13 protein-coding genes are annotated in these 13,363 nt (G+C 64.8%); 6 read left to right on the forward strand and 7 right to left on the reverse strand.

Annotated features, from left to right (window positions below):
• Positions 1–49 precede the first annotated feature (49 nt).
• The 3 genes from F8237_RS10735 to F8237_RS10745 form a co-directional block, all read right to left on the reverse strand.
• Entirely contained in the window at positions 50–2,200 is a 2,151-nt protein-coding gene (locus tag F8237_RS10735; protein WP_151644457.1) for a methyl-accepting chemotaxis protein, read from the reverse strand.
• Between the two features lie 54 nt (positions 2,201–2,254).
• The gene (locus F8237_RS10740; protein WP_151644459.1) at positions 2,255–2,530 is read right to left on the reverse strand and encodes a hypothetical protein; all 276 of its coding nucleotides are present in this window, start codon (positions 2,528–2,530) and stop codon (positions 2,255–2,257) included.
• Between the two features lie 151 nt (positions 2,531–2,681).
• Positions 2,682–3,050 (reverse strand): hypothetical protein, encoded by a 369-nt coding sequence (locus F8237_RS10745; RefSeq protein WP_151644461.1) that lies wholly within the window; start codon positions 3,048–3,050, stop codon positions 2,682–2,684.
• 1 nt (position 3,051) lies between these two features.
• On the opposite strand from F8237_RS10745, the gene F8237_RS10750 reads away from it, so the two are divergent.
• Entirely contained in the window at positions 3,052–3,981 is a 930-nt protein-coding gene (locus F8237_RS10750) for an alpha/beta hydrolase (protein WP_151650516.1), read from the forward strand.
• Positions 3,982–4,187: 206 nt separating this feature from the next.
• On the opposite strand, the gene F8237_RS10755 is transcribed toward F8237_RS10750, so the two are convergent.
• Positions 4,188–5,750, reverse strand: a complete 1,563-nt coding sequence (locus F8237_RS10755) for an adenylate/guanylate cyclase domain-containing protein (protein ID WP_151644463.1) — start codon at positions 5,748–5,750, stop codon at positions 4,188–4,190.
• A 194-nt stretch (positions 5,751–5,944) separates the two neighbouring features.
• Here F8237_RS10755 and F8237_RS10760 point away from each other — a divergent pair, with 194 nt between their 5' ends.
• Together F8237_RS10760 and F8237_RS10765 are read left to right on the forward strand one after the other, a co-directional pair.
• The gene (locus F8237_RS10760) at positions 5,945–7,036 is read left to right on the forward strand and encodes an enolase C-terminal domain-like protein (RefSeq protein WP_151644465.1); all 1,092 of its coding nucleotides are present in this window, start codon (positions 5,945–5,947) and stop codon (positions 7,034–7,036) included.
• Between the two features lie 304 nt (positions 7,037–7,340).
• A complete protein-coding gene (locus F8237_RS10765) occupies positions 7,341–7,595 on the forward strand; it encodes a hypothetical protein (RefSeq protein WP_151644467.1) in 255 nt (84 codons plus the stop codon).
• A 515-nt stretch (positions 7,596–8,110) separates the two neighbouring features.
• Here the strand turns inward: F8237_RS10765 and ubiV are convergent.
• The 3 genes from ubiV to ubiT are packed head-to-tail and all read right to left on the reverse strand — an operon-like array spanning position 8,111 to position 10,562.
• Positions 8,111–9,001, reverse strand: coding sequence for a ubiquinone anaerobic biosynthesis protein UbiV (gene ubiV, locus F8237_RS10775; RefSeq protein WP_162006365.1), 891 nt, complete (start codon positions 8,999–9,001; stop codon positions 8,111–8,113).
• A 50-nt stretch (positions 9,002–9,051) separates the two neighbouring features.
• Positions 9,052–10,029, reverse strand: coding sequence for a ubiquinone anaerobic biosynthesis protein UbiU (gene ubiU / locus F8237_RS10780; protein WP_162005983.1), 978 nt, complete (start codon positions 10,027–10,029; stop codon positions 9,052–9,054).
• The gene (gene ubiT / locus F8237_RS10785; RefSeq protein ID WP_151644472.1) at positions 10,029–10,562 is read right to left on the reverse strand and encodes a ubiquinone anaerobic biosynthesis accessory factor UbiT; all 534 of its coding nucleotides are present in this window, start codon (positions 10,560–10,562) and stop codon (positions 10,029–10,031) included. Before ubiT ends, ubiU begins: the two co-directional genes overlap by 1 nt.
• 99 nt (positions 10,563–10,661) lie before the next feature.
• Between ubiT and F8237_RS10790 the strand changes: the two genes are divergently transcribed.
• The 3 genes from F8237_RS10790 to F8237_RS10800 are packed head-to-tail and all read left to right on the forward strand — an operon-like array spanning position 10,662 to position 13,290.
• Complete coding sequence (locus tag F8237_RS10790) at positions 10,662–12,185, forward strand: UbiD family decarboxylase (protein ID WP_151644474.1); 1,524 nt, start codon at positions 10,662–10,664, stop codon at positions 12,183–12,185.
• Positions 12,182–12,775 carry a UbiX family flavin prenyltransferase gene (locus tag F8237_RS10795; RefSeq protein WP_151644476.1) on the forward strand — a complete coding sequence of 198 codons (594 nt, stop codon included), beginning with the start codon at positions 12,182–12,184 and terminating at the stop codon, positions 12,773–12,775. Before F8237_RS10790 ends, F8237_RS10795 begins: the two co-directional genes overlap by 4 nt.
• Before the next feature lie 47 nt (positions 12,776–12,822).
• Entirely contained in the window at positions 12,823–13,290 is a 468-nt protein-coding gene (locus tag F8237_RS10800; protein WP_162005984.1) for an NUDIX hydrolase, read from the forward strand.
• The last annotated feature ends 73 nt before the right edge of the window (positions 13,291–13,363 follow it).

Here is a 13,363-nt window from a genome sequence, read left to right on the forward strand (position 1 = left end):
CGCGGCGGCGTCGGTTCGCTGCGGCCGGACCGTCGTCCGGCAGGCGCGATCAGGCCGCGCGCACGGTCACCAGGAACTTGTCGACCTCCGCTTTCAGCCGGTTGCTCTCGATCGACAACGACTGGGCCGAGGACAGCACCTGTGAAGACGCCGACCCTGTTTCCGAAGCGCCCCGCTGCACGTTGGTGATATTCGAGGACACGTCCTGCGTACCTTTCGCGGCCTGCTGCACGTTGCGCGAAATCTCCTGGGTCGCGGCGCCCTGTTCTTCGACGGCTGCGGCAACAGCCGCCGATATCTCGGATAGACTGCCGATCGTTCCGCCGATCGCCTCGATCGCCGTCACGGATTCCTTCGTTGCCATCTGGATACCGCCAATTTGCTGGCTGATCTCGCCGGTGGCCTTGGCGGTCTGTTCGGCCAGCGCCTTGACCTCTGCGGCCACCACGGCAAAGCCGCGGCCGGCTTCACCTGCGCGCGCCGCTTCGATGGTCGCGTTCAGTGCCAGGAGATTGGTTTGCCCGGCGATATTGTTGATCAGTTCGACGACATCGCCGATCCGGGTGGCGGCGTGCGACAATTCGCTGACGCGGTCGTTGGTCTGCCGGGCCTGACTGACGGCCTCGGCCGCCATCCTGGCGGAATCCTGCACCCGATGGCTGATTTCCGTCACCGATGAGGACATCTCCTCGGTCGCGGACGCGACGGACTGGACGTTGGTCGACGCCTCCTCGGATGCTGCCGCGACAGCGATCGAAAGCTGCTGCGTCGACTCCGCAGTGTTGGTCAGCGTCGCTGCCGCCGCCTCGAGCTCGGTCGCGGCGGAGGCAACCGTCTCGATGATGTCGCCCACGGCAGCTTCGAACTCCCCGGCCAGTCTGTGCATGTCGATCCGGCGCTGGGCGGCCGTGCGCTGCTCGAGGTCTCGCTGCGCCTCGCGATCGAAGCCGAGCTTGGCCTGAAGCGCCTGAAGACCGCGCAACGCCACCCCCGCTTCGTCATCACGCTCGACATTGACGCGACTGTTGAACAGTCCTTGCCCGATCCGCGACAGAACGTCGTTCAAATGTGCCAGGGGTCTGGTGATCGCGCGGACCGTGGCCACGGAAAGCAGGATGGCGAAGAGAAGCCCCAGAGACAGTACGGCAATCGCAGCCACGTTTGCGGTCAGGAACGACCGTTCCGCCGCATCGTACTCGACCTTCGCTTCGTCGACCTGGATCGCGACCAGCCGGTCCATGTCAGTCTTGGCAGCCTTGAACAGCTCGGCAAGCTTGCCGGTCAAATGAGCATTCAGTTCGTCATATCTGCGATCCGCCAGCATCCCCAGGGCCGGCTTGAGACCGCGCTCGACATACTCGATCCGCTTCGGCACGAATGAATCCGCGACCGATTTCTCCTCCGGCGTAAGATATGTGGCCAAATAGTCCGACCACAGCTTGGCGATCCTCTCGACGTTGGCGGAGATGGCGCCTTGAACGCTGGAAAGCTCCGGACCGTTGCGGCCCTCGATGGCCGCACGCAGCATGATGAGCGAATTGTCCTTCATGCGGTCGTTGATCTCGAAGAGCTGGGCCAGCGGAACCGATCGGTCCTCGTAGATCGACTTGGTACGCTGATTGACCTCCCTCATCCCGACGAGACCTACGGTGCCAATGACCAGCATGGCGATTGAGAGGACGCCGACCATCGTGGTCAGCCGCGCCTTCAGGGATCGCGTGAACGGGGAAAGCACGTCGAACAGCGAACGTTTGCGGATGATACCGGCTTCGATCTTGTAGGCACTGGCCTTCTTGTCACGCATCGCCGCATAGACGCGTTCCGCTTCTTCGCGCTGGTCCGCCGGCAATTTGGTCCGGATCGACATGTAGCCGACCACCCGCCCGCCCTCCCAGATCGGCGTCGCACTCGCCAGCACCCAGTAGAAATCGCCGTTCTTGCGGCGGTTCTTGACGGCGCCCGCCCACGGCTTGCCGGCTTTCAATGTCTCCCAGAGATTGGCGAAGGCTTCCGGCGGCATGTCCGGATGCCGCACGATGTTGTGGGGCTGTCCGGCCAGCTCCTGCTCGGTGAAACCCGAAGCTTCGACGAACTGGTCGTTGAAATAGGTCAGCTTGCCCTTGAGATCGGTCTTCGAGACGATCATCGTCTCGTCCGCAAGGGGGTACTCGGTGGCGGTGACAGGCAGATTGGTACGCATGGTTCATCTTTCCGGCGATGGAGGTCGTGGGCAAAATCGAGTGGAGTGATGCTGCTAAAGCAGCAGGATCTTGAGGTGGGCGACATCCAGCAGTCGCTGGGTGAATTCGACCTGATCGGAAAACTCCTGACGCTTCCTCGGATCGTGAATTCGCGGCTCAATGGCGCGTGCATGCTCGATGGCAAGTTCAAACTGACGGGCCAGCAGGCCGAGCGCATCACGCGCGCTGGCGCGCAACGCCGCAGACTTGATCTCGGTGGACAAATCGCGGCGCTCGCCCGACGCGTCGGCGTCGCTTCGCTTCGAGCAAAATTGGATGACGTTAGACATGCTGTGCTCCCGCGGCGAGATATCCGGCCGGCGAGCCCGCTAGTAGCCGAGTCGAGTTATCAGTGTATTTGACCGATCCACGACACTCTGGCCGGATTCTGACACGCGCGTTAAGCCGGCTGTGATGCTTGGCGGTATCTAGATCGCTTTTCTAACGCCGGGATAATAACCCTATCGAAAACGGGCAACGCGACCGTGATGAGGTGCGCGTTTCCCATTCCGAGATACCGTTGCCGTCAAAGCCGTTGCCGCGGACGAGCGTCCGTAAGGCTACGGTGTTCATCATCGGCAGACGTGAAGAGATCGACGGCCCGGCGATATCCGCACCGCCAGGGCACCGGTCCGCACCCGGCCGGCTGATGCTGGAGGCCATGGCGCGCCGCGCGGGCTCCAGCACGATGGGGTTGCGGGGCCAGTCCGGGTGCCGTGAAATCGCCTCACGCCCGATCAATAAAGAGGCGATTTGACAAGACAGGCCGAAAGCGCCGATCGATATTGGTGACAGGGCCGGCACCAGCATGATGAAACGCTATCTCGTCTTCTTACTCGTTCTGACCGTTACGGCGGCCTCCGCTCACGGTCCGGTCCCGGCACGGCTGACCGCACCCTCCGGTCTCGTCCTGACAGGCCTTACCGATTCCGACACCACCGCCGGCGGCACCGCGCGGCTGTGCGAGCAGGTCACCTTCTCGCGCGGCCTGCGCTACGGCGAGAGCGAAGCCAATGTGCTCGACGTCGCCGCCAGCGCGACCAAGGCGGACACGCCGCGGCCGGTGCTGCTGTTCGTGGCCGGCGACACCTTCACCGGCGACCGCACCGCGCCGGACCTTTCGCGCGAGATCCAGGACCAGGCCATGTGCTTTGCCGCGCGCAACGACATGATCGGGGTGCGCGTCAACTATCGGCTGGCGCCGTCGGCGACCTGGCCCACCGGGGCGAGCGACGTCGCGGCGGCGCTGTCCTGGGTTCACGGCAATATCGACCTGTTCAACGGCGATGCCCGCGAGATCGTCGCGGTGGGTTATGGCGCCGGCGCCTTCCATGTCGCCACCCTGCTCGCGCATCCCGAGTTCCAGACCGACCGCGCCGACGTCGCAGGCGTGGTGCTGGTGTCCGGCTTCTATCGCGCCGGCAAGGACGCCAGCGACAGCGTGAAAGCCTATCTCGGCACCGATGCCAGCCAGTATGACAAGCGCTCGGTGTTTCCCGGCATTCTCAACGTCGACGTGCCGATCGTGCTGGCCTGGGCGTCGGACGATGCCGCCGGTGTCGTGGCACAGGGCGAGACCTTGAAGAAGACGCTCTGCGGCGCCGGCCACTGCCCGCGCGCCGCGCTGCTGCGCAGCCGCGGCGGCATCGCCGGAGCATTCGGGCTGGACGGTTCCGGCGACAGTCTCGCCGAGCCGACGCTGCTGCTGGTGAAGCAGCTGGAGGCGCGGGGGCTGCCGTAGGGGGCGCGGCTGAATTTGTGCATCTGTCGGTAACTCGTCATGCCCGGGCTTGTCCCGGGCATCCACGTTCTTCGTAGCGCATGACAAGACGTGGATGGCCCGGACAATCCCGGCCATGACGGCGTGGAGGCTTTGGCGCAACAAGCTGCATCATGGCAGGCGGAGGTGCAACACCGCTCGCTCTCAATGGGAAGAGACAACGCCCCTCACGCCGGCTTCAGCGCAGCCAGCGCGCTTTCCAGCAGCGAGCGCACCCGTGCGGCATCGCCTGACTTCACCACGGCCGGATCGAGGTAGAGCTCGAGCCCCGGCGCGCGCTCGGTGATGACACCGCTGCGCTCCGCCGCGGCATCGTTCAGCGCATCCACCGAATACGGAATCACCTCACGGCTGATGCCTTTCATCGTGATCGCGGGCAGCGCGTGGGCGCGGACGATGTCGCTGACCAGCGCAAAGGTCTCGTAGCTCAGCACGATGCCGCCGGGCTCGGCGATCGATTGCAGGCGTGCGGCGAGGTTCGCTTCCGCGCCGATGATCGTATAATCCATGCGGTCGCTGCTGCCGAAATTGCCGACATTGCAATAGCCGGAATTGATGCCGATGCGGGCCTTGAACGGCAGTTCGATGCCGGAGGCGCGCCACTTCGCATTGAGCTCGATGAGACGGTGCTGCATGCGCCAGGCCATCTGGAGGCAGGCCTGCGCATCGGCGCGGTCGCCCCTGGTCTCGGGATCGCCGAAGAAGATCAGCATGGCGTCGCCGATGAACTTGTCGATGGTGCCGCCATAGTCATGGGCGATCGCCGACATCTCCGTGAAATATTCGTTCAGGAGCTGGGTCAACAATTCAGGCTGAAGCCGCTCGGCGGTCGCGGTGAAGTTCTGGATGTCGGAGAAGAAGATGGTGAGCTTCTTGCGCTCGGTGTGGATGGTGACGTCCTTCTGGCCGCTAAAGATGCTCTTGTAGACCTGCGGCGGGATGTAGCGCGAGATCTTCATCGAGAGCGAGGCCAGGAAGTCGTTGGCGGATTCCAGCTCCTTGTTCATGCCCTTGATGCGGCTGGCCTGGCGGCGCTGCAGCGAGAGGAACGACAGGCCGCTGCCGGCGGCGATCAGGAAATAGGCCAGCAGGAACTTGAAGGAGAAGATGTTGGCGGCGATCGGCTGCGCGATGATCACCTCCTGGATGCCCCTGATGTCGCCGACCTTCCAGTCTTTCTTCGGGCTTTCGGGGTGGCTGTTGTGGCAGCTGACGCAGGCCGGGCCCATCGTGACGGGCGCGACCAGGCGGACCTTGTCGTTGAACAGCGAGGTCTCGGTCTCGACGATCTTCTGCTCGGGGTCCTTGCGGAGCGCGTCGAGCGCGTCCTTCTCGAACTTGTCGAGCTGGTGCGGGGCGCGGTTCTGGAACGGGAAGTCCGAGACGAAGCGGTAGGTGATGTTTTCCTGCTGCGCGCCGATCACCCGCCCGAGCTCGAGCGACAGCGTCGCCGGAATCGGGATCGCGCCGGGGATGGACTCGTAATTATGGACGACCTTTGTCGTGCCATCAGGGTTCGCGAGCACGCGGCCGACCACGTTGGACGCGTAGTAGCTGCGCACGCTGGTGATGACGGAATTGAGATCGACCGCCTGCCGGCGCAGCGCCGTCTTGCTGAGCTCGGTCAGGTCCAGCCACACCGCGAGCGGCAGAGCGAGCAGGAGGAAAGCGATCACGGCTCCGGTGAGCAGGCCGCTCTTGCGCTGTTCTTCGGCAATCCCTTGTTTCACTCTGTGGCTCCGTCCTGTGCGTTTTTGTCGCAAAGTCCGGGGATTTGCGGCACAACATGCGGCGGCACAGAGCCAAGAAACGCGCGCCCGCGCAACCCCCTTTTATGGTGGTCGCCGGAATGCACCTTTTCGTTTCATGACGAATGTTTAAGATCCGCATAGACCTGCATTCACTCCGCCGGGAGACCCTCCAGATGACCGAGACCATCCGCATCAGACGCTTTGTCGCGCGTCCCGTGATCGTGCCGATGAATTTGCCGCTCCAGACCTCAACCGGAGCTGTGGCCAGGGCGCCGCTGGTCCTGATCGATTGCGAGACCGATCAGGGCGCCGTGGGGCATGCCTATCTGTTCTCGATCACGCCGTCGGCCTTGAAGCCGCTGACGGCGATGGTCACGGAGATGTCGGAGCTGCTGGCCGGCGACGAGCTGCTGCCGTTCGAGATCGAGCGCAAGCTGACCCAGCGCTTCACGCTGCTCGGACTCGCCGGGTTACAACGGCTGGCGCAGTCCGGCATCGACATGGCGGCATGGGATGCGCTGGCGCGCAGCAAGGGGCTGCCGCTCGCCCGCCTGCTCGGCGGCGCGCCAAAACCGGTCAAGGCCTACAATTCGAAGGGGCTTGGCATCATGCCGGCGGGCGCCGCGGTCGAGGAAGCGCACAAGCTGCTGGCCGAAGGCTTTCAGGCGGCAAAAATCCGGGTCGGACGGCCCGATGCGCGTGAGGACCTCGCCGTCGTGCGCGCGGTGCGCAAGGCCGTCGGCGATCGTGTGACGCTGATGTGCGACTACAACCAGGCGCTGACGGTGACCGAGGCGATCCGCCGCGGCGAGATGCTCGACGACGAGGGCCTGACCTGGATCGAGGAGCCGATCCGCCACGACGACTATGAGGGCTGCGCGCGCATCGCTGACGCGCTGGGCACGCCGCTCCAGATCGGCGAGAATTTCGACAGCACCTTTTCCATGCAGATCGCACTCGCCGCCGAGGCCTGCGACTACGTGATGCCGGACGTTCAGCGCATCGGCGGCGTCACCGGCTGGCTCCGCGCCGCCTCGCTCGCGCACGCCGCCGGCATCGAGATGTCGACGCATCTGTTCTCGGAGGTCAGCGCGCACCTGCTCTGCGTGACCCCAACCGGGCACTGGCTGGAATATGTCGACTGGGCCGATGCGGTGCTTTCGACGCGTTTGACGATCAAGGACGGCTTTGCACTGCCGAGCGAAGAGCCCGGCAACGGGATCGCGTGGGACGAAGCGACAGTGAAGAGGTATCTGTTCAATTGATCCCTGGCGAGCTAGGGCGTGTACTCGTAAATCGAGAAAGTGGGCCGGCGCTTAATGTCCGCTTGTGCCCCAGTAGCGGCCCAGAAGCAGACATGCCGGGAGGTCCGTTACGGGCCACAAGCGGAAGAAGCGGTACGCAATCTCCTCTAGGATACTGAACGATATTGTTCGTCATCGAACGTCATGCGACGAAATATGTAGGCAGGCCTGCCAACGTGACACGCATCACATACGAGATCTCCAAAAGCATCCACGGTGGTCGGCACAGGCAAGCGATAGTGCAGCCTGATTTGGGATCACGAAAATGAACCTTTCACGCATAGCGTTCATCGCGGTGACTGCGACCGTATCGCTCTCTGCGATGCCCGGATTGGTATCTTCCGCAATCGCAGGACCCTACGATTGGATGAGCAACAAGCCTTATGTGGCCTGCCTCAAGACTGTGACCTATCGCGCCGAATTGATTCGCGACCATGGGGGCGGCAGGGCAGGCTACGAAATCAGGTACAACAGCGGTCGTCGCGCCTGCAACAGAGCATTTGGCTATCCAGATTACTGATCTCTTCGAGGACGAGCGGCGCTCACCTCGGTACTCAAGACCCCCTCGATTCAAACCGAGGGGGGCTGGTCTAGCGACACGCGACTATCCGGCCGCACTACGGCTTGCTGCAAGATCAACGAGCCGGTCGCGCGCCGGGACAAAGGAACAAGATGCAGAATTCCAAGAGTTGCCCAAAGTGTCAAAGCAACGAGATTATTCGCATTCCTGGCGAAGCTCGTGCCTTTGGCGCCGGAAACAACATCCTCGTTGGAGGGACTATATTTAGTGCCGCCAAGGTAACGCGATATCTTTGCGCCTCTTGTGGCTTCAGTGAAGAATGGGTCGAGTCGGTTGACGATATTGCGCGTATAAAGAAAAAATACTCCGTGTGACAGCGAGCGTTTGAGTTTTAAATGCATTGTAAATGCGGGTGATCCGCTTTGGGTCAAAATCCGAAGAACTCACGTTGAGCACAATTGGTCTGCTGTGCTCCCGGAAGCAGACTTCCCATCCAGCCATTATGAGTACACGCCCTAGGCTCGCGCGAAGGAAAAGCCGGGCTGGGCGCGCAGGAAGCCGTTGGCAAAGGCGACACCGGGATAGAGCCCGGACAGGCGGTCGCCCGCCTCGTCGGCCGGCCTGCGCCCGTCGAGCACGTCGCGAAAGGTCTTTGCGACCTCGACCATGTCGCAATCCTGCGGCGACAGGCGCAGCGAGCCGACACCGGCCTCGCGCAGTGCGGCGATGTCGCCGACGAGATTGGTGCAGGCGTGCGACAGGGTCTGGACGCCGTTGATGGTCAGGAAATCCTGCTGGTCCAGTGTCTTCAGCGCGAGGCCATCGGGGTCCTTCTCGCAGACGAAGCGGCAATTGTCCTTGGAGAGCCTGTGCAGCCGCGCGTGGTAGCAGCGCGCGGAGATCGCCAGCGGCACCCGGCCGAAGGCAAATATCTCGATCACGGTCTGGGGGAGCGCCGCGGCGATCACGGCCACTGAGGAGATCGGCAGCTCGGGCGGCAGGCAGATGCGCGCGGCGCCTTGCCTGACGTGAAAAGCTGCGCTGGTCTCGTTGTAGATGTTGACGTAGGGCCCGATCGCGTGCGGCCGGCCCTTGATCGACCGGAGGCAGGTCAGATCGTTCACCTCGACCAGCGCGTCGTCACCTGTGCACATTTCCTCGGTCTGACGCCGCTCGCGCCGCAGCGACACCAGGATCAGCGAGCCCAGCAAAACCTGCTTGCCGGCCCGCTGCAGGCGTTCGATCACGTCAGGCAGATGCTCCGCGAAGAAGGGGGACCGTTTCGAGCACACGATCTCGCCGACGGACACGACATCGACCGGCGCCTCGTCGGCGATCCGGAAGTAGAAATCGCGCCAGCGTTCCGGCGTCCAATTGTAGAGGACCGGGCCGAGACTGAGTTGCATCGGGATTTCCTTCATGGGTGGCGAGCCGATCATGGTCATCGCCAAATCCTTCATCGCCACGTCTTGCGATAGGCACCGAGCGTGGAGGCCTGGCCTTCGGTGAACGGCTTCAGGCTCACGATATCGGCTTCGCTCCCATCCTCCAGCGTATCGAGCGCTTGGCGGAAGTGGCGGACCACGCTCTCGATATAGGCCCGTCCGCGCTGGCGCCCCTCGATCTTCAGCGCGGCGACGCCGGCGCTGCGCAGTCCGCCGAGCAGCGTCGTGGCATCGAGGCTGACGGGATCCTCGAAGATATAGCCGTCGCCATGCGCGGTGGAGAAGCGGCCCTTGCACAGGGTCGGATAGCCCGCGGCTTCCTGCGGAGCAAAGCGGTTGATGGTGAAGCCGCCGAGCCGCGACGTCGTTCCCTTGGCGGTCTCCTCATAGGCCACGTGGCTCGCGGGCGAGCAGACGCCCTGCATGTTGGGCGACTTCCCGGTGGCATAGGACGACAGCGAGCAGCGCCCTTCGGCCATGACGCAAAGGCCGCCGAACACGAACACTTCGGTCTCGCAGGCCGTCTCGCGGGTGATTTCGGCGATCTCCGAAACGCTGAGCACGCGCGGCAGCACGACGCGGCGCGCCCCGAAGGTCTCGACATAGAACGCGATGGCATCGGGATTTGCCGCCGCGGCCTGCACCGAGACATGCAGGCGCTGGCGCGGATGGCGGCTTGCGACATAGTCCATCAGGCCGATGTCGGCGACGATCAGCGCATCGGCACCGGCGTCGACGGCATCGTCCACCGCGCGCTGCCAGAGCGCCACGGAGGCGGCGCGCGGAAAGGTGTTGATGGCAACGAGGATGCGCGCGCCGCGGCCATGGGCGAAGGCAATCCCCTTGCGCAGCTCATCACGGCTGAAATTCAGCCCCGGGAAATTGCGCGCGTTGGTCTCGTCGTTGAAGCCGCAATAAACGGCGTCGGCGCCGGCCTCGATGGCGCTCCGCAGCGCGGCCGGCGTCCCGGCCGGACAGATCAGCTCCATCACCTGGACTCCCGGGACGCGCCGGTCAGCCTGTCGCGCGCGATGTCGAACGAGCGCCTGGCCGGCTCGCCCAGCGGACCGAACAGGGACGCCAGCTCCGCGGCGAGATCGAGCCCGGCATCGTCGATCGCGTTGCGCAAGGCGAGCACCGCCTCCATGTCGCCTTCGATTCCGAGCTGACGCGAGAACATCAGCGCGTCGCCGTCCACCCGGCCCTCGACCAGCGCCAGCAGATTCGCGAGCGAGGCGGAGACATAGGCATCGAGGCCTTGCGGCAGCTCGCGCACCACCTGAAGTCGCGGCGGGGCGGCCTCGACGATGAAGCCGAACGGCAGATCGAGCGGCCTGATCCCGAACCGCGCGCGGCGATGATCCCCCAGCCTGTCGAGCAGGCCGGGATGGCGCCGGAGGATGCGCGCGAGGAAGCCGCTGAGAACGAGTTGCAGCGGCAGCAGCGGCAAGGGGCGGATCGCGAGCGCGAGGAGCGGCGGAATGACCGGCAATGGACCGGACGAAACGGACGGATGAGTCATCGCGTCATCTGAACCGATTGCACGCGAATGTATTTGAGCGGGAACAAGGAAGACCGAAATCGCGCCGGCTAGCTTCCGCTTTTTCGGGAGGCTGCCCGCTTGCAACGTGACGTTCCGCGCTTTCGCGATCTGACCGACTTCGTGCGCTTCCTCGAAGGCAAGGGACAGTTGCGACGGATTCGCGAACCGGTCTCCGTGGTCCACGAGATCACCGAAATCCACCGCCGCGTCATTGCCGAGAACGGCCCGGCATTATTGTTCGAACGGCCGGTCAGGGCCGACGGCCTTCCATCCGACATGCCGCTGCTGACGAACCTGTTCGGCACGGTGGAACGGATCGCGTGGGGCATGGGCATCACGCCCGACCGGCTCGACGAGCTCGGCGCGATGCTCGCCGAGTTGCGCGCGCCGCGGCCTCCGCATGGCGTTCGGGACGCATGGCGCAAGCTGCCGCTGGCCCGCGCCGCGCTTGCGACCCGGCCGCGGTCTTGCGCCGCGGCGCCGGTGCAGGATCGCGTCGCGATGGGCGACGACATCGATCTGGCGAAACTGCCGGCGCAGATCTGCTGGCCGGGCGAGCCCGCGCCGTTGATCACCTGGCCGCTGGTCATCACCGCGCCGCCGGAATCGCGGACCGTGGACCAGGAGGAGAATGTCGGCATCTATCGCATGCAGATCCTCGGCCGCGACCGCGCCATCATCCGCTGGCTCGCCCATCGCGGCGGCGCCCGGCATCATCAGCAATGGAAGGCGCACAATCGCGACATGCCGGTTGCGATCGTCATCGGCGCCGACCCCGCGACCATTCTCGCCGCCGTGCTGCCGCTGCCCGAGGCGATCTCCGAGCTGCGCTTCGCCGGCATCCTGCGCGGCGAGCGCCCTGAGCTGACGCGCTGCCTCACCGTTCCGCTCGAAGTCCCGGCCAGAGCCGAGATCGTCATCGAAGGTTTCGTCTCGGCCACCGAAACGGCGGCCGAGGGGCCCTATGGGGATCACACCGGCTACTACAATTCGGTCGAGCAATTTCCGGTGCTGCGGGTCACCGCGATCACGTCGCGCCAGCAGCCGATCTATCTGTCGACCTTCACCGGACGGGCGCCGGACGAGCCGTCCCGGATCGGCGAGGCCCTGAACCGATTGTTCGTGCCGCTGATCCGGCAGCAATTCCCTGAGGTCACCGACTGCTGGCTGCCGCCGGAGACGTGCTCCTACAGGATCGCGATCGCATCGATCAAGAAGCGCTATCCCGGCCAGGCGCGGCGGCTGATGCTGGGACTGTGGTCGATGCTGCCGCAATTCAGCTACACCAAGCTCCTGATCGTGGTCGACGACGATATCGACATTCGCGACTGGCGCGAGGTGATGTGGGCGGTGGCGACGCGGAGCGACAGCTCGCGCGATCTCGTCACGATCCCGGACACGCCGATCGACTATCTCGACTTCGCCTCGCCGAAATCCGGCCTTGGCGGCAAGCTCGGCATCGACGCCACGACAAAAATTCCGCCGGAGACGGAGCGGGCGTGGGGCGAGCCGATGGCGATGGATCCCGCCGTGATCGCCAGGGTTGATGGGCTATGGCCTGCGCTCGGCCTCGGCGGAGCGCATATAAGCGAGCCCGCATGAGCGTGCGGCATGGCGTGATCGTCGGCATCAGCGGAGCTTCGGGCGCGGCCATCGGCGTGCGGATCGTCGAGCGGCTGGCGGAGAATCCGCACTGCGCGGTGCATCTGGTGGTCTCACCGGCGGCCGAGCGCACGCTGACCGAGGAGGTCGGCGCCGAGGCACTGCCCCGGCTGCGCAGGCTCGCCTTTCGCGACCACGCGGCGTCCGACATCGGCGCCAGCATCGCCAGCGGCTCGTTTCCGGTCGGCGGCATGATCGTGGCGCCGTGCTCGATCCGCACGCTGTCGGCCATTGCCTTCGGGCAGCTGGACAATCTGCTGGTACGGGCCGCCGACGTGCAGCTCAAGGAACGGCGGCGTCTGGTGCTGCTGGTCCGCGAGAGCCCGCTGCATCTCGGGCATCTCCGCGCGATGGTCCAGGCCACCGAGATCGGCGCGATCATCGCGCCGCCGCTGCCGGCCTTCTACCTGAACCCGCAGTCGCTGGCCGAGATCGTCGACCAGATCGCCTGCCGCGCGATCAATCTCCTGGGCTTGCCGGATATCTCGGCGCCAGCGCTGCAATGGCATGGTCACGCCGCCGGTCGATGAGGGCGGTCACCGTTGCGCGCAAGGGCGACACGGAATATCGGTGCTCCATGACCACATGGCGCCCTCATCCCCACATCAGAGTCGTCGCGCTCGGCCTGCACTGGCGGGACGGGCGTCTGCTCGCGGCCGAAGTGCGCGACGATGCGGGTCGCCTCAAGGGCGCGCGTCCGCTCGGCGGCGAGATCGAGTTCGGCGAGAGCTGGCGGACTGCGCTCGCGCGGGAGTTCAACGAAGAGCTCGGCATCGACATCACCATCGAAGGCGAGCCGTTGACGATGGAGAACATCTTCGTGCACGAGGGATCGACCGGGCACGAAATCATGTTCATCGCGGAGGTCGCATTTCCGCAGCGCGCTTTCAGCGCCCAGGACCGCATCGATTTTCGCGAGGACAACGGCGAGCAGATCACCGCCCGCTGGTTCGACCTCGCCGATCTCGACGTGGACGGCGGACCGAGCCTCTATCCGACCGGACTGAAGGACCTGCTGCTCGGAACGATGACCAGGTTCGGCTGACTCGTGCGAATTCCTTCGCCTTGACCCGCCCGCATCGCGCCGGCGCGTTGGCCGCGCCATGGCGCGATGCGGA

It is taken from the genome of Bradyrhizobium betae (assembly GCF_008932115.1).
Taxonomy (GTDB): domain Bacteria; phylum Pseudomonadota; class Alphaproteobacteria; order Rhizobiales; family Xanthobacteraceae; genus Bradyrhizobium; species Bradyrhizobium betae.

Coding starts and splice junctions, on each gene's coding strand:
- F8237_RS10735 (WP_151644457.1), bottom strand. CDS start 2,200: ATGCGTACCAATCTGCCTGTCACCGCCACCGAGTACCCCCTTGCGGAC.
- F8237_RS10740 (WP_151644459.1), bottom strand. CDS start 2,530: ATGTCTAACGTCATCCAATTTTGCTCGAAGCGAAGCGACGCCGACGCG.
- F8237_RS10745 (WP_151644461.1), bottom strand. CDS start 3,050: ATGCTGGTGCCGGCCCTGTCACCAATATCGATCGGCGCTTTCGGCCTG.
- F8237_RS10750 (WP_151650516.1), top strand. CDS start 3,052: ATGAAACGCTATCTCGTCTTCTTACTCGTTCTGACCGTTACGGCGGCC.
- F8237_RS10760 (WP_151644465.1), top strand. CDS start 5,945: ATGACCGAGACCATCCGCATCAGACGCTTTGTCGCGCGTCCCGTGATC.
- F8237_RS10765 (WP_151644467.1), top strand. CDS start 7,341: ATGAACCTTTCACGCATAGCGTTCATCGCGGTGACTGCGACCGTATCG.
- ubiV (WP_162006365.1), bottom strand. CDS start 9,001: ATGCAACTCAGTCTCGGCCCGGTCCTCTACAATTGGACGCCGGAACGC.
- ubiU (WP_162005983.1), bottom strand. CDS start 10,029: ATGGAGCTGATCTGTCCGGCCGGGACGCCGGCCGCGCTGCGGAGCGCC.
- ubiT (WP_151644472.1), bottom strand. CDS start 10,562: ATGACTCATCCGTCCGTTTCGTCCGGTCCATTGCCGGTCATTCCGCCG.
- F8237_RS10795 (WP_151644476.1), top strand. CDS start 12,182: ATGAGCGTGCGGCATGGCGTGATCGTCGGCATCAGCGGAGCTTCGGGC.
- F8237_RS10800 (WP_162005984.1), top strand. CDS start 12,823: ATGACCACATGGCGCCCTCATCCCCACATCAGAGTCGTCGCGCTCGGC.